Source organism: Kitasatospora sp. NPDC056273 (assembly GCF_042268845.1).
Taxonomy (GTDB): domain Bacteria; phylum Actinomycetota; class Actinomycetes; order Streptomycetales; family Streptomycetaceae; genus Kitasatospora.
Window position 1 is genome coordinate 165,604 of record NZ_JBHJSJ010000010.1, and the last position, 18,777, is coordinate 184,380.

Sequence of the window (18,777 nt, forward strand, 5' to 3'; positions counted from 1 at the left end):
TGGCCGCGATGAGCGGTCTCATTCAGCTGGACGCCGGGCTCGACCCGGCACTCTCCGGTGGCGAGCTCCAGGTACGGGAGCCCGCCACCGGGCGCCCGATCGCCGTGGTCTCGCTGGCGGCGGCCGCGGACGTGGACCCCGCCGTGGCCGCCGCCGCGCAGGCCCAGCCCGGCTGGGCGGCGACCCCGCCGACCGGGCGCGCCGCCGTCATGCGCCGCGCCGCCGCCGTGCTGGAGCGCCACCGCGAGGAGATCGTCGACCTGCTGGTCCGCGAGGGCGGATCGGTGCGCGGCAAGGCCGACTTCGAGGTCGGCGCCGTCCTGGACGAGCTGTGGTCCGCCGCCGCGCTGCCCACCCGCCCCAACGGCCACCTGCTGGCCTCCGAGCCGGGCCGGGAGAGCTTCGCCCGCCGGGTGCCGCTCGGGGTGGTCGGCGTGATCAGCCCGTGGAACGTCCCGCTCGTGCTGGCGATGCGCGCGGTCGCCCCCGCGCTGGCCCTCGGCAACGCCGTGGTGGTCAAGCCCGACGTGCACACCCCGGTCTCCGGCGGCCGGGTGATCACCCGGCTCTTCGAGGAGGCGGGCCTGCCCGCCGGGCTGCTCCAGGTGCTGCCCGGCGACGCCGAGGTCGGCGAGGCCCTGGTCCGCCACCCCGACGTGCCGATGATCGCCTTCACCGGCTCCAGCGAGGTCGGGGCCCGGATCGGCGCGGTCGCCGGCGGCATGCTCAAGCGCGTCTCGCTCGAACTCGGCGGCAACAACGCCCTGATCGTCCTCGACGACGCCGACCTCGACGCCGCGGCCTCGTCCGGGGCCTGGGGCTCCTTCTTCCACCAGGGCCAGATCTGCATGGCCGCCGGGCGCCACCTGGTGCACCGCGCCGTCGCCGACCGGTACCTGGAGCTGCTCGCCGACCGCGCCCGCAAGCTGCGCCTCGGCGACCCGTTCCGCGAGGAGGTCGACCTCGGCCCGGTCATCGGCGAGCGGCAGCTCGACCGGGTCGAGCGGATCGTCCGCGAGTCGGTGGCGGCCGGCGCCGTGGTGCTGGCCGGCGGTGCCCGGCGCGGCCCGTTCTTCGAGCCGACCGTGCTGGCCGGCGTCACCCCCGACATGCCCGCCTTCACCGAGGAGGTGTTCGGGCCGGTCGCCCCGGTCACCGTGGTCGCCGACGACGACGAGGCCGTCGAACTGGCCAACCGGACCGCGTACGGGCTCACCGCCGCCGTCCAGACCGGCTCGGTGCGGCGCGGCCGGGCGATCGCCGACCGGCTGCGCACCGGCATGGTCCACGTCAACGACCAGACCATCAACGACGAGGCCCACGTGCCGCACGGCGGCCGCGGCGCCTCCGGCAACGGCACCCGGCACGGCTCCGAGCACAGCTGGGACGAGTACACCCAGTGGCAGTGGCTGACCGTCCGCGAGACCCCGGCGAGGTACCCGTTCTGATGGCCGAGCCGACACGGGTGCGGTACGAGAGGAAGGGCCGGGTCGGGTACGTCACCCTCGACCGGCCCGAGGTGCTGAACGCGATGGACCTGCGCATGCACGAGGAGCTGTGCGGGATCTGGGACGAGGTCGAGGCCGATCCCGAGGTCTGGGTGGTGGTGCTGGCCGGCGCCGGGGACCGGGCCTTCTCGGTCGGCCAGGACCTCAAGGAGCTGGCCGAACGGGTCAGGGCCGGCACCGCCACCTCCACCTTCGGCAGCCGGGGCAAGCCGGGCTACCCCCGGCTCACCGAGCGGTTCGCGCTCTCCAAGCCGGTCGTCGCCCGGGTCCAGGGCTTCGCCATGGGCGGCGGCTTCGAGCTGGCGCTGGCCTGCGACATCATCGTCGCCGCCGAGGACGCCGTCTTCGCGCTGCCCGAGGCGAAGCTCGGCCTGATCGCCGGCGCCGGCGGGGTGTTCCGGCTGGCCCAGCAGCTGCCCTACCGGGCCGCGCTGGGCCACCTGATGACGGGCCGCCGGCTGAGCGCCCGGCGCGCGCTGGAGTACGGGCTGGTCAACGACGTGGTGCCGGCCGGGGAGCTGGACGACTGCGTGGACGGCTGGGTGCGCGACATCCTGCGCTGCGCCCCGCTGTCCGTCCGCGCGGTCAAGGAGGCGGCGGCCAAGGCCCTCACCACGCCGCTGGAGCAGTCCTTCGCCACCCGCTACGTCTGGGAGGAGCGCCGGATGCACAGCCGGGACGCCGAGGAGGGCCCGCTGGCCTTCCTGGAGAAGCGCGAACCGGAGTGGACCGGCACCTGACGCGACAGTGACGGCAACGACGAGGCCGCCGCCGGGAATCCGGCGGCGGCCTCGGTCGTCGTGCGGCGACCGCGTCGACTACGGGACGATGACCAGGCGCTTGTGCCCGGTGTCCTCGGCCTGCCAGGCCTGCTCGATCTCCGCCAGCGGCACGGCCCGGGTGTCGATCCGGATCTCACCGGCGGCGGCGCCCGCCATCAGGCGGTTGAACATGTCCAGGAACGCCTGCGGCGGCGGGAAGCCGCCGCCCACGATGGTCAGGCCCGCGCTGCGGATCGTGCCGGCCGACAGTTCGATGGTGGCGCCCGCCGACTCGCCGATCTGCACCAGCCGGGGGCCGGAGCTCTTCAGGTGGAAGTCCTTGCGGGTCATCGCGGTCAGCAGCGCCTCGGTCGGCTTGCCCCACAGGTAGTCCAGGATCACGTCGTACCCGGTGTCGCCGGCCGCGGCGGCGAAGGCCTCGGCCATCTCCTCCTGGGTGCCGTTCAGCGGGACGGTGGCGTCCGCGCCGTACTCGCCCAGGGTGTCCAGGACCTCCTGGTTGCGGCCGGCGGCGACGACCCGTCCGGCGCCCAGGTGCTTGGCGATCTGGATGGCGAGCTTGCCGGCGGCGCCGGTGGCGCCCAGCACCAGGACGGTCTCGCCGGGCTGCAGCTTGGCGGCGTGCTCCAGCGGTATCCACGAGGAGAGTGCCGGGTTGGGCAGCGCGGCGGCGGTGAGGTCGTCCACGCCGTCCGGCACCGGCCAGGTGAACGGGGCGCGGGCGACGGTCAGTTGCGCCATCGAGCCGTACGGCTTGCGGGCCCCGCCGAAGAACACCCGGCTGCCGTCCTCCCGCCGGCCGACGCCGTCCAGGCCGACCACCGCGGGCAGGTTGTCGGAGCTGGCGAAGTGGCCGCCGCCGGCCACCGCCTTGGTGGAGGGGTTGAGCGCGGCCGCCAGGACCTGGACGAGCACCTCGCCCTCGCCCGCGGTCGGCTCGGGGAACCGCTCGAAGCGGGGCGGCTTGCCGAGCGTGTGGAGGACTGCGGCGTCCATGGTGCTACTCCATTCACAGGTGATCGGGCCGAACGTACGCCGGTCCCCGGCCGAGGGCGGCCGGGGACCGGGGAAAACATCAGTTGATCAGACTGGCTTCCTTGGCCGCCAGTTCGAGCTCGGCGGGGGATCCGGTGAAGATGGTGCGGACGTGCTCGGTGACGGCCTCGACCGGCCAGTCCCACCAGGCGATCCGGGCGAGCCGGTCGATGTCCGCGTCCTCGAAGCGCTTCTTGATCAGCTTGCCGGGGTTGCCGCCGACCACGCCGTAGGCCGGCACGTCGGAGGTGACCACGGCCCGGGTGCCGATGATCGCGCCGTCGCCGATCGTCACGCCCGGCATGATCACGGCCTCCCGGCCGATCCACACGTCGTTGCCGATGACGGTGTCGCCGCGGCTGGCGACGGTGGCCAGCGCGTCCACCGTCCGCGCGGTCCAGTCCCCGCCGAACATGAAGAACGGGTAGGTGGTGGAGCCGATCATCGGGTGGTTGGCGGCCGGCATGATGAACTGGGTGCCGGTGCCGATGGCGCAGTACTTGCCGATCACCAGCTTCTCGGGCCCGAAGTTGTAGAGCACGTTCCGGGTCTCGAACGCCGCCGGGTCGTCGATGTCGGCGTAGTAGGTGAATTCCCCCACCTCGATCAGCGGGGAGCTGATCAGGTTCTTCAGGAACACCACCTTGTTGTCCATTCCCGGAAGGTACGTCTGGGAAGGGTCGGGGCTGACGGGCATGGCCTCTCCTCGTGCGGGACTATGCCTTGACGGCGGTGACGAACAGGAAGTTTCCGGGGCCGGACAGGTCGCGCACGGTCATCCCGGCGTCGGCCAGCCAGCCGGTGAGCTGCTCCGGGTCGAAGGAGCCGCGGTGCGCCTGGCGCTCCAGCCGGCTCTGGAACTGTCGGTAGAGCGGGTCGGCGGCCTGACGGAAGGTCATGACCGTGAAGGTGCCGCCCGGGCGCAGGCAGCGGCCGACCTCGCGGATCGCCCGCTCCGGGTCGGGGATGGCCTGCAGCGCGTTCCAGCAGTTCACCCCGCCCAGCGAGGCGTCCTCGAACGGCAGCTCCAGGGCGCTGCCGCGGACGGTGAGGACCCGGTCCAGCTTGGCCCGCAGCTGGGCCAGCATCTCGGCGGAGAGGTCGAGCGCGATCACCCGCTCCTCGCCGAGCGAACGGGCCAGCACCCTGGTCCAGCGGCCGGCGCCGGCCGCCAGGTCGAGCACCGGGCCGTCGACCGGCCGGACGTGCTCGGTGAGGTAGGCGTCCTCGTCGTCGAGCGACACCCAGCCGCCCCAGTTGGCGCCCATGATCCGGACGAACCCGGCCCGCAGGCCGCGCTCGTACCGGCCGGCCAGCAGCGGGTCGCTCGGGCCGGACGGCTGGTCGTGGAAGTCCAACAGCCCGTCCACCGACGGGAATACGGCCTCGCAGCCGGTGCAGACGGCGGCCTCGGCGCCGCCGGCCAGCGGCTGCCGGCAGCGCGGACAGCGGACGGCCCGGGTGTGGCCCCGAAGGACGTCCGCGGCCGGGGACGGCTCGGCGGTCCGCTCCTCCTCGGGGGCGGGCACCACGAAAGGGGACACCGTGGCGCCGTGCTCGCAGGCCCAGACCGCCTTGGCGCCGGAGTAGGCCAGCAGCGCCCGGGTCTCGGTCGCCCACAGCTCGGCGGTGCGCTCGGCGGGCAGGCCGAGCCACCGGTCGAGCGCGGGGGCGGTGGCCCGCTCCTGCTCGGTCAGGCCCCAGACGGCGGGGGAGGGGAAGACCCGGCCGAGGTCCCACCGGGTCGCGGCGTCCGCGGTCTCCCACGGCTGGAGGCAGCGGGCCAGCCGGGACAGGTCGTCCCGGTCCACCCCGGTGCCGGGGACGGCGGCGAGGATCCGCTCGCCGTCCTCGGGGAAGTGGCCCAGCAGGAAGAACAGGGCGGCGCCGCGACCGGCGTCCGTCCCGCCGTCCGACAGCAGCCGGAGGTAGCGGTCCAGGCCGGCCCGGACGGCCTCGTGGGCGGGGAATCCGCCGTCCGGGCCGGCGGCCTCGGCCAGCAGCCCGAGCAGCAGGGCGAGCCTGGCCTGGTGTGCGGGCGGGACGGTGTCCAGCGCGTCCAGCAGGGCCGGAATTCCGGCGAGCGCGTCCGGGCGGAGGGAACCGTCCGCCTGGAATTCCGCGGCGAGCCGGCGGAATACGCCGTCGATTTCGGCGGGGGTCGAGCCGGTGAATTCGTCGATCGTGGCGCGCGCGACCGAAATCGCGCTCGTGTCACTCATGGTGCGGAGCCTACCCGTCCCGGTCTGCGAGGCAGATCCGAATATGGTGCGAGAAGCGTGTTCTGAGGGGAATTCAGGGGGTGTAGGGGGGTGTTAGGGGATGAGCAGGACGCGGCCGCTGGTGCGGCGCTCCTCGACGGCGGCGTGCGCCTCGGCGGCCCGGCCGAGCGGGAAGCGGGAGTCGATCCGGACGGTCAGCTTCCCCTCGCGCATCCACTGGAAGCAGCGCTCCAGGAAGTTCAGCGGCGGCCACGACTCGTCGAAGAAGTGCGGCAGGCAGAAGCGGGTGACGAACAGCGAGCCCTTGTCGTTCAGCGTCATCAGGTCCAGCGGCGGGACGAAGCCGCTCGCCTGGCCGAAGTTGATCAGGTAGCCGCGCGGGGCCAGGCTGTCGAGGTTTGCCTCGAAGGTGTCCTTGCCGACCGCGTCGTAGACCACCCGGACGCCCTCACCGCCGGTGATCCGCTTGACCTCGGCGGCCACGTCCTCGGTGCCGCCGGAGACGATCACCGCCTCGGCGCCGGCCTCCTTGGCGACGACGGCCTTCTCCTCGGCGGAGACCACGCCGATGACCCGCGCGCCGCGCATCCGGGCGAACTGGGTGATCAGCGTGCCCACGCCGCCGGCCGCCGACTGCACCAGGGCCCAGTCGCCCTCGGCCAGCGGGTACGCCTCGTGGGTCAGCTTGTACGCGAGCAGGCCCTGCACCGGCAGGCCGGCCGCCTCGCCGAGGTCGATGTCCTCCGGCACCGGGATCAACTGCGCGGCGGGGGCGATGACATGGCTCGCGTACGAGCCGGCCGCCAGGGCCCAGGCGACCCGGTCGCCGACCCGCACGCCGGTCACGTCCGGGCCGAGCGCCTCGACGTAGCCGGAGCCCTGGTAGCCGGGCTCCAGCGGGAGCGCGGCGTCGGCCCGGTAGTAGTCGCGCTTGGCGAGGTCGCCGCGCCGGTTGAGGATGTCGAAGAAGGTGACGGCCGCGGCGTGGGTGCGCAGCAGCACCTGGCCCGGGCCGGGCTCGGGCAGTTCGAGGTCCTCCAGCTCCAGCACCTCGGGGCCGCCGTAGGCGTGCTGACGGATGATCTTCATGGCGGGTGTCACTCTCTCTGGGAACGGGTGGCGTGTGAACTGACGGATCGTCAGCGAGGCTTGGCGTTCAGGTAGTTGCTGAAGGCCTTGATCTGGAAGCGCTGGAACCCGGTGAAGGAGATGCCGTCCTTGGAGCGCTTGAAGAGGCCGGGCACCGACTGGCCCTGCTTCCCGGTCGCCGCGGCGTAGTGGTAGAGCATCTTGACCCGGCGGCGGCGGATCTTCTCGTAGCGGCGCAGCAGTTCGGCGGGGGAGCCCTGGCCGGACAGCGCCCGCCCGATCACCCAGGCGTCCTCCAGCGCCTGGTTGGCGCCCATGCCGGTGCGCGGCGGGACGGCGTGCACCGAGTCGCCGAGCAGCGTCACCGGGCCGCGCCCCCACACCTTGGGGACCTGGTGCAGGATGTGCGGGAAGACCTGGACGTCCTCGTCGCTGATCGACTCCAGCAGCTCGGGCAGCGGGGAGGAGAAGCCGGCGAACCGGGCCCGCAGGTTGGCCACCGCGGACTGCGGCCGGCCGTCGGCGCCGATCGGGCCGGTGCCGTCGGGGGAGCCGGGCGCGCCGGGCGGGACCGCGTCGCCGTCCGCCCACGGCGTCTCGAAGGCCCAGTAGAGCATGGACTCGCCGAGCGGGTGCATCACGCACAGGCCGTGCTCGCCGGCCATGGTCTGCACCCGGTTGCTGTTGGTCAGCTCCACCGGCAGCGGGGTGGTGCCGTGCCAGGTCGCCCAGCCGGTGTGCTCGGCCGGCGAGAAGCCGAAGAGGTGCTTGCGGACGAAGGAGCGGTGGCCGTCCGCGCCGATCAGCACGTCGGCCTCGATCCGCCGGCCGTCCTCGAAGGTGATCGCGACCGGCCCGTCCGTCCCCGGCGCGGGCTCGTCGATGGCGGTGGCGCGGGCGCCGAACCGCAGCACGCCCGGCGGCAGCGCGGCGGCCAGCACCTCGACCAACTCGCTGCGGCGGATCACCTTGTTCGGCGAGCCGAAGTCGCGCGCGATCCGGTCGAGGTCGACCTTGACCAGCGGCTGGCCGGTCTCCGAGGTGATGTCCACCCGGTCGAGGCGGTGGCCGAGGTCGGTGTGGTCGATGCCCAGCTGGGTCAGGATGCCCGTGGCGTTCGGCCACAGGATCACCCCGTAGCCGCCCTTGCGGAGCTCGTCCGCCTGCTCGTAGAGCTCGACCTGGTGGCCGGAGCGGGTGAGCGCCAGGGCGGAGGCGACGCCGCCGAGCCCTGCACCGATGATGACGATCTTCATGAGCTGTCTCCTGAGGAGGTTCGAACGGTGGAACAGCGGCCGGCCGTCAGAGGGGTCTGAGGGCGGGCTCGACGGCGTCGGCCAGCCATGCCAGCACGGTGCGCGCGGTGGTGTCGGAGTGGTCCTCCAGGACCGAGAAGTGGTCGCCGGGGGTGTCCAGGGCGGTGTGCGGGAGCGACCAGACGGCCTGCCAGCCGGCCGACTCCCGGATCTCCTCGGTCCACGGGTCGGCCGCCCGCACCAGCAGGGTCGGTACGGCGATCCGCTCCGGGCGCCAGCCCGCGAAGAGCCGGTGGTAGGCGCCCATCGCGGCCAGCCGGGTGTCGTCGGCGAGCGCGAAGGCCGACTCGCGGTCCTTCATCGCGGCGGACATCGACGGCTCCAGCAGCGGCAGTTGGTCGTAGTCCGGGTCGTAGCTGTCGACCAGGGCCAGCCCGGCCGGGCCCGTCCCGAGCCGCTCCAGCCGGGCGGCCACCGCGTGCGCGATCCAGCCGCCGGCCGAGCGGCCGACCAGGACGAACGGCCGGCCGCCGGTGTGCCGGAGCACCGACCCGGCGTGCAGGTCGGCCAGCGCGTCCAGGTCGGCGGGCGGCAGCTCGCCGGCCAGGAAGCCCGGCTGGGGCAGCACCAGGACCTCGCGGCGGCCGCGGCAGGCGGCGGCGAACCGGGCGTACTCGTGCGGGCCGGAGACCGGGCCGAAGGACGGCAGGCAGACCAGCACCGGGCCGTCCGGGCTCTGCGCCAGCCGGACCGGCTCGGCGGCCGGGGCCTCCTCGGCGGTCCGGAACGAGGGCCGGCAGCCGGCGGCGGCCTTGAGCAGGTCGAGCGCGGCCATCGAGGAACCCTGCTCGCAGGCCTGCCAGTAGAGCGTCGCCAGCGGGCCGTCCGGCTCGGTACCGGCCACGGCGGTGTCCGCCTCAGCGGCCCGCCCGTCGGCGTGGGCGTCGGCCCGCTCGGCGAGGCGCTCGCGCAGGTGGGCGGCGAGCAGCGCCGGGGAGGGCTGGTCGTAGATCAGGCTGGTGGCCAGCCGGAGCCCGGTGGCCGCGCCCAGCTGGTTGCGCAGCGCCAGCGCCGTCAGCGAGTCGAAGCCGAGTTCGAGGAACCGCCGCCCCGGGTCGACCTGTTCGGGCCCCGCGTGGCCGAGCACCCCGGCCACCGCGCCGCGCACCAGGTCGAGCAGGATCCGCTCCCGCTCCACCTCCCCGGCGTCCGCCAGCCGGCCGGCCAGCCGCTCGGCGGCGGACGGGCCCGCGGTGTCCTCGGGGAACTCCCCGGCCGGCTCCTGGCGCCGGGACGGCGTACCGGCCGCGAGGTCGCGCAGCAGTGCGGGCAGCGGCCCGGGAGCGGCCCGGCGGCGGATGGCGGGCAGGTCCAGGCGGGCGGTCACCAGGGTGGCGTCCCCGGCCGCCAGTGCGGCGTCGAACAGGGCCAGGCCCTCGGCGGAGGAGAGCGGGGCCACCCCGCCGCGGACCATTCGGGACAGCTCCGCCTCGGCCAGCCCGCCGGTCATGCCGCTGGGCTGCGCCCACAGGCCCCAGGCGAGCGACTGCGCGGGCAGGCCCCGGGAGCACCGGCGCTCGGCGAGCGCGTCGAGGAAGGCGTTGGCCGCGCCGTAGCTGGTCTGGCCCGCGCTGCCGAGGGTGGCGGCGGCGGAGGAGAACAGCACGAAGGCGGCCAGGTCGTGGCCGGCCGTCAGGTCGTGCAGGTGGACGGCGGCGTCGACCTTCGGGCGGAGCACGGTGTCCACCCGCTCGGGGGTGAGCGAGTCCAGGATGCCGTCGTCGAGGACGCCGGCGGTGTGGACGACGGCGGTGAGGGGGTGGTCGGTGGGGATGTCGGCGAGCAGCGCTGAGAGTTGGTCGCGGTCGGCGGTGTCGCAGGCGGTGACGGTGACGGTGGCGCCGAGGGCGGTGAGTTCGGTGGTGAGCTCGGCGGCGCCGGGGGCGTCGGGGCCGCTGCGGCTGGTGAGCAGCAGGTGGCGGGCGCCGTGGTCGGTGACGAGGTGGCGGGCGAGCAGGGCGCCGAGGGTGCCGGTGCCGCCGGTGACCAGCACCGTTCCGGCCGGGTCGATCGGGCGGGCCGGCTCGTGGGGGACGGGCAGCAGGCGGGCCGCGTGCGGAACGCCGTCGCGGATCACCAGCTGGGGCTCGTCGGTGGCCAGGGCGGCGGGGATCGCCGCGGCGGAGGCGGCGGAGTCGTCCAGGTCGAGCAGGGCGAACTGGCCCGGGTACTCCGCCTGGGCGGAGCGGACCAGCCCCCACACCGGGGCCAGGGCGAGGTCGTCCAGGCCGGGGCCGGCGGCGCGGCGGGTGGCCAGGACGAGGCGGGAGGCGGCCAGCCGGGGTTCGGCGAGCCAGGCGCGGAGCAGGTCGAGGGTCCCGTTGACGGCGGCGCGGACGGCCGTCGGCAGCCCGGCGTCCGGGCCCGCCGCGGCGGGCAGGTGGTAGAGGACGGTGGCGGGGACCGCCTCGGCGGCGGCGAGGGCGGCCAGGTCGGTGTACGGGACCAGCCCGTCGGTGGAGCCGGGCCCGGCGTTGAGGACGGCGATCGGGCCGTCCGGGCGGCCGGTGCGGGCGCCCCCGACGGGCCGCCAGACCGTCCGGAACAGGGCGCCGGCCGAGGCGTCCTCGCGGGGCCCCTCCAGCCAGTAGCGGCCGCGCTGGAAGGGGTAGGTGGGCAGGTCGACCCGGCGGGCCCCGGCGAGGGCGGGGGAGAAGTCGACCGGGACGCCCCGGACGTGCAGCCGGGCGGCGGAGGCCAGGAAGGCGGTCGGGCCGCCGTGGTCGCGGCGGAGCGTGCCGCAGGTGACGGTGGGCGCGGCCGTCTCGTCCAGGGTCTCCTGGAGTCCGGGGGTGAGGACGGGGTGGGGGCTGATCTCGACGAAGGTGGTGAAGCCCTCGGCGAGCAGGGCGCGGACGGCGGCCTCCAGCTGCACCGGGTGGCGCAGGTTGCGGTACCAGTACGCGGCGTCCATCGTCGTGGTGTCCAGCCACCGGTTGTCGACGGTGGAGTGGAAGGGGATGTCGGCGCCGCGCGGGGTGACGGGGGCGAGCAGGGTGAGCAGTTCGTCCTGGATCCGCTCGACGTGGGCGGAGTGGGAGGCGTAGTCGACGGGGACGCGGCGGGCGTGGACGCCCCGGGCGTCGAGGGCGGCCTGGAGCTCGTCCAGGGCGTCGGCGTCTCCGGCGACGACGGTGGAGCTGGGGCCGTTGACGGCGGCGACGGAGATCCGGTCCTGCCAGGGGGTGAGGTCGATCTCCCCGGCGGGCTGGGCGATGGAGACCATGCCGCCGTTTCCGGCGATGGCGGTGATGGCCTGGGAGCGCAGGGCGACGGTGCGGGCGCCGTCCTGGAGGGTGAGGGCGCCGGCGACGGTGGCGGCGGCGATCTCGCCCTGGGAGTGGCCGATGACGGCGTCGGGCTCGATTCCGTGGGCCTGCCAGAGGGCGGCGAGGGAGACCATGACGGCCCACAGGGCGGGCTGGACGACGTCCACCCGGTCGTAGCCGGGGGCGCCGTCGGCGCCGCGGAGGACGTCGATCAGGTTCCAGTCGGTGAACTCGGCCAGCGCGTCGGCGCATTCGGCGATCCGCTCGGCGAACACCGGCTCGGTGTCCAGGAGTTCGACGGCCATCCCGGCCCACTGGGAGCCCTGGCCGGGGAACACGAACACCGTCCGGCCGGTCACGTCCGCCGTGCCGGCCACCACGGCGGCCGGGTCCTGCCCGGCGGCGTAGGCGGCGAGCGCGGCCCGGTCGGCGCCGACCACCACCGCGCGGTGGGGGAAGGCGGAGCGGCCGGTGGCCAGCGAGTGGGCGACGTCGACGGCCGCGAGCGCGGGATGGGCGTCCAGGTGCTCGGCGAGGCGCCCGGCCTGGGCCCGTACGGCGGCCTCGGTGCGGCCGGCCAGCAGCCACGGGGCGCCGGTGCCGGCCGACGGGGCCTGCCCCTCGGCGGGCTCCTCGCCGGGCTGCTCGGTGGGCTGCTCCTCCGGGGCCTGCTCGACGATGACGTGGGCGTTGGTGCCGCTGATCCCGAAGGAGGAGACGCCGGCCCGGCGCGGACGGCCGGTCTGCGGCCACTCCCGCTGCTCGGTCAGCAGCTCCACCGCGCCCGCCGACCAGTCCACGTGCGAGGACGGCCGGTCCACGTGCAGGGTCCGGGGCAGCACGCCGTGCCGCAGCGCCAGCACCGTCTTGATCACCCCGGCCACCCCGGCCGCGCTCTGGGTGTGGCCGATGTTGGACTTCACCGAGCCCAGCAGCAGCGGGAGTTCACGCTCCTGGCCGTAGGCGGCGAGCAGGGCCTGGGCCTCGATCGGGTCGCCCAGGGTGGTGCCGGTGCCGTGCGCCTCGACGGCGTCCACGTCGGCGGCGGTGAGACCGGCGGAGAGCAGGGCCTGGCGGATCACCCGCTCCTGCGCCGGGCCGTTGGGCGCGGTGAGCCCGTTGGAGGCGCCGTCCTGGTTGACGGCGCTGCCGCGCAGCACCGCGAGCACCGGGTGCCCGTTGCGGCGGGCGTCGGAGAGCCGCTCCAGCATCAGCATGCCGACGCCCTCGGAGAACCCGGTGCCGTCCGCCGCGTCCGCGAAGGCCTTGCACCGGCCGTCCGCCGCCAGGCCCTTCTGCCGGGTGAACTCCACGAACAGTCCGGGCGTGGACATCACCGCGACGCCGCCCGCCAGGGCCAGGTCGCAGCCCCGGCGGCGCAGCTCCTGGACCGCCAGGTGGATCGTCACCAGCGAGGAGGAGCAGGCGGTGTCCACGGTGACGGCCGGGCCCTCCAGGCCCAGCGCGTACGAGACCCGGCCGGTGGCGACGCTGCCCGCGCTGCCGTTGCCCAGGTAGGCGGCGACCTCGTCGGGCACCTCGTCCAGCCGGGCGGCGTAGTCGTGGTACATCACGCCGGCGAACACGCCGGTCCGGCTGCCGCGCAGGGTGAGCGGGTCGATGCCGGACCGCTCGACGGCCTCCCAGGAGGTCTCCAGCAGCAGCCGCTGCTGCGGGTCCATGGCGAGGGCCTCGCGCGGGCCGATGCCGAAGAAGCCGGGGTCGAACTCGGCGGCGTCGTAGAGGAACCCGCCCTGGGCGGTGGCGCTCTGCTCGCCGAGGTCCCAGCCGCGGTCGGCGGGGAACGGCCCGATGCCGTCGCCGCCCTCGGTGAGCAGCCGCCAGAAGTCCTCGGGCGTGCGCACCCCGCCGGGCAGCCGGCAGGCCATGCCGGTGACGGCGATCGGCTCGTCGGCGATCGCCGACAGCCGCTCGTTCTGCTTCCTGAGCCGCTCGTTGTCCTTGATCGAGGCGCGCAGCGCCTCGACGATCCGCTCCGGCGGGGTAGTCATGCTGTCCTCTTCCTCAGACGCCTGCGGGGTCCACCGAGGTGCCCAGCGCCAGTTCGACCAGGTCCGTGATGTCCATGCCGTCGATCTCGGCCGCCCGGGCCTCCTCGGCGGCCTGCTCCTCGGCGGTGCCGCCGTCGGTGCCGCCGTCGGCCTCCGCCTCGGGCAGCAGCAGCGCCCGCATCCGCTCGGCCAGCGCGCCGGCCGTCGGGTAGTCGAAGACCGCCGTCGCGGGCAGCCGCAGACCGGAGGCCTGGTAGAGCCGGTTGCGCAGCTCCACGGCCGTCACCGAGTCGAACCCGAGCTTGCTGAACGGGAGTTCGGGATCGACCTGCTCGGCCGAGGAGTGCCCGAGCACCCCGGCGATCTGGGCCCGGACCAGGTCGAGCGCGGCACGGCGGCGGTCGGCCCCGGAGAGCGCGGCCAGCCGTTCGGCCAGCCGGCCGCCGTCCTCCCCGGTACGGGACCGGGCGGCGCGCCGCGCGGCCGGCCGGACCAGCGCGCGCAGCAGGTGCGGCACCGGGGTCCGCCCGCGCAGCACCGCGAGGTCGAGCGCGGCCGGCACCACCAGCGGGGCGGGAACGGCCAGCGCCTCGTCGAACAGGGCGAGCCCGTCCCGCTCGGACAGCGGCACCGTGCCGCCCCGGCTCATCCGCTCCAGCTCGGCCTCGCCCAGGTGGCCGGTCATGCCGCTGGGCTGCGCCCACAGGCCCCAGGCCAGCGACTGCGCGGGCCGCCCGGCCGCCCGGCGGCGGGCCGCGAGCGAGTCCAGGTAGGCGTTGGCGGCGGCGTAGTTGCCCTGGCCGGGGCTGCTGAAGGTGGCGGCGGCGGAGGAGAACAGGACGAAGGCGGCCAGGTCGAGCTCCGCGGTCAGCTCGTCCAGGTGCGCGGCGGCGTCGAGCTTGGGCCGCAGCACCCGGGCGAGGGCCTCGGGCGTCAGGGTCTCGACCACGGCGTCGTCGAGGACGCCGGCGGTGTGGACGACGGCGGTGAGGGGGTGGTCGGTGGGGATGTCGGCGAGCAGCGCTGAGAGTTGGTGGCGGTCGGCGGTGTCGCAGGCGGTGACGGTGACGGTGGCGCCGAGGGCGGTGAGTTCGGTGGTGAGCTCGGCGGCGCCGGGGGCGTCGGGGCCGCTGCGGCTGGTGAGCAGCAGGTGGCGGGCGCCGTGTTCGGTGACGAGGTGGCGGGCGAGCAGGGCGCCGAGGGTGCCGGTGCCGCCGGTGACCAGCACCGTCCCGGCCGGGTCGAGCGGACGGAGGTCGGCGGTCGGGGTGGCCCGGACCAGCCGGGGGGCGAACAACTCGCCTTCCCGGACGGCCAGTTGCGGCTCGCCGCTGGCCAGCGCGGCGGGCAGGACGGCGGCCGCGTCGGCGGTGCCGTCGAGGTCGACCAGGACGAACCGGTCGGGGTGCTCCGCCTGCGCGGAGCGGAGCAGGCCCCAGAGCGGGGCGTGGACCAGGCCGGGCACCGGGTCGCCTGGGGTGGCGGCGACCGCGCCCCCGGTCAGCACGGCCAGCCGCGTCCCGGCGAACCGCTCGTCGGCGAGGAACTCCTGGAGCAGGCCGAGGACTTCACCGGTCACCCGGTGGGCTTCCGCCGGGGACCCGCCGTCGGCCGGCGGCGCGGGCAGGAGCAGGACCTCCGGTCCGCAGGCGGCCCCGGCCAGGGAGTCCAGGCGGTCGAGTCCGGCCAGGCCGTCCAGCCGGAGCCCGGGGACGGCCCGGTCGTCGCCGAGCACCGCCCAGCGCTCGGCCCGCCCGCCGTCGCCCGGCGCGACCCGGGCCCACTCGACCCGGAAGAGCGCGTCCCGCTGCCCGCGCCGGGCGGCCCGCAGCTGACCGGCGGAGATCGTCCGGACGGCCAGCGAGGCCACCGAGGCGACGGGGGCGCCGGTCTCGTCGAACAGGGCCAGCGACACCGAGTCCGGCCCGGTGGGGGAGACCGTCACCCGCAGCGCCGTGGCGCCGGTGCCGTGCAGGCGGACGCCGCTCCAGGCGAACGGCAGGCCGTTGCCCTCGGCCGCGCCCTCCCGGCGGGCCAGCCCCATGCCGTGCAGGGCGGCGTCCATCAGCGCGGGGTGCAGGCCGAAGCGGTCCGCGTCGGCGTGCGCCTGCCGCGGCAGCCGGACCTCGGTGTGCACCTGCTCGCCGAGCCGCCAGGCCCGGGTCAGGCCCCGGAACACCGGGCCGTAGCCGTAACCGGCCTGCTCCAGCCGGTCGTAGAAGCCGTCCAGGTCGACGGGGGCGGCGCCGGCCGGCGGCCAGGGCCCGCTCTCGGCGGGGGCCTGGGCGTCGTCGGCGGCGAGCAGACCGCCGGCGTGCCGGGTCCACGGCTCGCCGTGCGGGGCGTCCTGGGGGCGGCCGTAGACGGCCACCGGCCGCAGGCCGGACTCGTCGGCCGCGCCGACCACGGCCTGCAGGACGACGGCGCCGCGCTCGGGGAGGATCAGCGGGACCTCGATGGCCAGGTCCTCGACCAGGCCGCAGCCGACCTCGTCACCGGCGCGGACGGCCAGCTCCACGAAGGCCGTACCGGGCAGCAGGACGGTGCCGGAGACGGCGTGGTCGGCCAGCCACGGGTGACTGCGCAGCGACAGCAGGCCGGTGAGCACCACCCCGTCGCCCTCGGCCAGCGGCAGGGCCGCGCCGAGCAGCGGGTGGTCGGTGGCGCCGAGACCGGCCGCGGTGACGTCCCCGGTGCCGGAGGAGGGCTCCAGCCAGTAGCGCTCGTGCTGGAAGGGGTAGGTGGGCAGGTCGACCGGGCGGGCGCCGGCCGAGCGGCCGGAGAGGTCCACCGCCACGCCGCGCACCCAGAGTTCGGCGGCGGAGGCCAGGAAGCGGGCGAGCCCGCCGTGGTCGCGGCGGAGCGTGCCGCAGGCGACGGTGGGGGCGGTCGCCTCGTCCAGGGTCTCCTGGAGTCCGGGGGTGAGGACGGGGTGGGGGCTGATCTCGACGAAGGTGGTGAAGCCCTCGGCGAGCAGGGCGCGGACGGCGGCCTCCAGCTGCACCGGGTGGCGCAGGTTGCGGTACCAGTACGCGGCGTCGAAGGCGGCGGTGTCGGTCCAGCGGCTGTCCAGAGTGGACCAGAACGGGACCTTCGGGGGCCGGGGGCGCAGGTCGGCCAGGGCGGTGAGCAGGTCGTCCTGGATCCGCTCGACGTGGGCGGAGTGGGAGGCGTAGTCGACGGGGATGCGGCGGGCGCGGATGCCGTCGGTGGTGAAGCGTTCGACGAGTTCGTCGAGGGCGTCGGCGTCTCCGGCGACGACGGTGGAGCTGGGGCCGTTGACGGCGGCGATCGAGATCCGGTCGTGCCAGGGGGTGAGGTCGATGTCCCCGGCGGGTTGGGCGATGGAGACCATGCCGCCGTTTCCGGCGATGGCGGTGATGGCCTGGGAGCGGAGGGCGACGGTGCGGGCGCCGTCCTGGAGGGTGAGGGCGCCGGCGACGGTGGCGGCGGCGATCTCGCCCTGGGAGTGGCCGATGACGGCGTCGGGCTCGATTCCGTGGGCCTGCCAGAGGGCGGCGAGGGAGACCATGACGGCCCAGAGGGCGGGCTGGACGACGTCGACGCGGTCGTATCCGGGTGCGCCGTCGGCGCCGCGGAGGACGTCGATCAGCTTCCAGTCGGTGAACTCGGCGAGGGCGTCGGCGCATTCGGTGATGCGGGCGGCGAACACCGGCTCGTTGTCGAGGAGTTCGACGGCCATCCCGGCCCACTGCGAGCCCTGCCCGGGAAACACGAACACCGTGCGCCCGGTGACGTCCGCCGTACCGGAGGCGAAGTCCCCGAGGGCGCCGTGGAGTTCGGCGGTGGTGGCGCCGACCACCGCCGCGCGGTGGACGAAGTCGGAGCGGGACGAGGCCAGCGAGGAGGCGAGGTCGGCGGGGACGAGCGCCGGGTCGGCGGCGAGCAGCTCGCGCAGCCGCGCGCCCTGGTCCCGGAGCGCGGCCGGGCTCTTGGCGGAGAACGCCAGCGGAACCGGGCCGGTCGGCGCGCTCGACGGCTCAGGAGCGTCGTCCGACGGGGCCTCGTCCGACGGGGCCTCGACCGGCGGGGCCTGCTCCAGTACGACGTGGGCGTTGGTGCCGCTGACGCCGAAGGAGGAGACGCCGGCCCGGCGCGGGCGGCCGGTCTCCGGCCAGGCGCGCGCCTCGGTGAGCAGGTCGACCGACCCGGCCGTCCAGTCCACGTGCGGGGTCGGCTGGTCCACGTGCAGGGTGCGGGGCAGCACGCCGTGCTGCATGGCCAGCACCGTCTTGATCACCCCGGCCACGCCCGCGGCGCACTGGGTGTGGCCGATGTTGGACTTCACCGAGCCGAGCAGCAGCGGGAGTTCACGGTCCTGGCCGTAGGTGGCCAGCAGCGCCTGGGCCTCGATCGGGTCGCCGAGGGTGGTGCCGGTGCCGTGCGCCTCCACCACGTCGACCTCGGCCGCCGCCAGCCGGGCGTCGGCCAGCGCGTGCCGGATCACCCGCTGCTGGGAGGGGCCGTTGGGGGCGGTCAGGCCGTTGGAGGCACCGTCCTGGTTGACGGCGCTGCCGCGGATCACGCCGAGCACCCGGTGCCCGTTGCGGCGCGCGTCGGAGAGCCGCTCCAGCATCAGCATGCCGACGCCCTCGCTCCACGCGGTGCCGTCGGCGGCGCCCGCGAAGGCCTTGCAGCGGCCGTCCGGGGCCAGCCCCTTCTGCTGGCTGAACAGCACGAACATGCCGGGGTTGGACATCACCGTCACGCCGCCGGCCAGCGCGGTGGTGCACTCGCCCTGGCGCAGCGAGCGGGCGGCCCAGTGCAGCGCGACCAGCGAGGAGGAGCAGGCGGTGTCGACCGAGACCGCCGGGCCCTCCAGGCCGAAGTGGTAGGCGATCCGGCCGGAGGTGACGCTGGAGGTGGTGCCGGTGCCCAGGTACAGGTCCACGCCCTCCGGGATGTCCGAACCGGTGCCGTACAGCTGCGAGGTGGTGCCGACGAAGACGCCGGTCCGGCCGCCGGCCAGCGACTGCGGGTCGATGCCCGCGCGTTCCACGGCCTCCCAGGAGGTCTCCAGCAGCAGCCGCTGCTGCGGGTCCATCGCCAGCGCCTCGTTCGGGCTGATGCCGAAGAAGCCCGCGTCGAAGCCGGCCGCGCCGTCCAGGAAGCCGCCGTGGCGGGTGTAGCTGGTGCCGGCGGCGCCCGGATCGGGGTCGTACACCGAGTCGAGGTCCCAGCCGCGGTCGGTCGGGAACTCGGAGATCGCGTCGGCCTCGTCGACCAGGAGCCGCCACAGCCCCTCGGGGCTGCGCACGCCGCCGGGGAAGCGGCAGGCCATGCCGATGATCGCGATCGGCTCGTGGCGCTCGTCCTCGAGCTCCTTGAGCCGCCGGTGGGCCTTACGGGTATCGGCCACCGCCCGCTTGAGGTACTCGCGAAGCTGGTCTTCGTTGGCCATCTCAGATCACTTTCCTGCGGCGGAGTGGTGGCTGCCGGGGTCGTCCGGCTCCGGGGCGGGGCGCGGCCGCGTCCGGGCGTGTCCGGGGGGCCGCCGGGCCGTGCCCCGGAAGGGGGCCGGCC

General features: G+C 75.4%; 9 protein-coding genes. 2 read left to right on the forward strand and 7 right to left on the reverse strand.

Translation table 11 applies throughout. From position 1 onward, the window contains the following. Window positions 1-8 precede the first annotated feature (8 nt). Window positions 9-1,448: a benzaldehyde dehydrogenase gene (locus ACFCY1_RS12250; RefSeq protein ID WP_375874433.1), complete on the forward strand. Its 1,440-nt coding sequence runs from the start codon at window positions 9-11 to the stop codon at window positions 1,446-1,448. Continuing rightward, window positions 1,448-2,248, forward strand: coding sequence for an enoyl-CoA-hydratase DpgD (gene dpgD / locus ACFCY1_RS12255; RefSeq protein ID WP_049652977.1), 801 nt, complete (start codon window positions 1,448-1,450; stop codon window positions 2,246-2,248). Before ACFCY1_RS12250 ends, dpgD begins: the two co-directional genes overlap by 1 nt. Before the next feature lie 78 nt (window positions 2,249-2,326). Here the strand turns inward: dpgD and ACFCY1_RS12260 are convergent, their stop codons facing one another. The 7 genes from ACFCY1_RS12260 to ACFCY1_RS12290 form a co-directional block, all read right to left on the reverse strand. Further along, window positions 2,327-3,286, reverse strand: a complete 960-nt coding sequence (locus ACFCY1_RS12260; protein WP_375874434.1) for a zinc-binding alcohol dehydrogenase family protein — start codon at window positions 3,284-3,286, stop codon at window positions 2,327-2,329. 79 nt (window positions 3,287-3,365) lie between these two features. Further along, window positions 3,366-4,022, reverse strand: a complete 657-nt coding sequence (locus ACFCY1_RS12265; protein ID WP_375874435.1) for a CatB-related O-acetyltransferase — start codon at window positions 4,020-4,022, stop codon at window positions 3,366-3,368. A 19-nt stretch (window positions 4,023-4,041) separates the two neighbouring features. Beyond that, entirely contained in the window at window positions 4,042-5,547 is a 1,506-nt protein-coding gene (locus tag ACFCY1_RS12270) for a class I SAM-dependent methyltransferase (RefSeq protein ID WP_375874436.1), read from the reverse strand. Window positions 5,548-5,640: 93 nt separating this feature from the next. Next, entirely contained in the window at window positions 5,641-6,636 is a 996-nt protein-coding gene (locus tag ACFCY1_RS12275; protein ID WP_375874437.1) for a quinone oxidoreductase, read from the reverse strand. Between the two features lie 50 nt (window positions 6,637-6,686). Continuing rightward, window positions 6,687-7,892, reverse strand: a complete 1,206-nt coding sequence (locus ACFCY1_RS12280; RefSeq protein ID WP_375874438.1) for an FAD-dependent oxidoreductase — start codon at window positions 7,890-7,892, stop codon at window positions 6,687-6,689. A gap of 46 nt (window positions 7,893-7,938) precedes the next feature. Next, window positions 7,939-13,233, reverse strand: coding sequence for an SDR family NAD(P)-dependent oxidoreductase (locus ACFCY1_RS12285; RefSeq protein ID WP_375874439.1), 5,295 nt, complete (start codon window positions 13,231-13,233; stop codon window positions 7,939-7,941). A 13-nt stretch (window positions 13,234-13,246) separates the two neighbouring features. After that, on the reverse strand, window positions 13,247-18,655 hold the full coding sequence (locus ACFCY1_RS12290) for a type I polyketide synthase (protein ID WP_375874440.1): 5,409 nt from the start codon (window positions 18,653-18,655) through the stop codon (window positions 13,247-13,249). Between the last annotated feature and the right edge of the window lie 122 nt (window positions 18,656-18,777).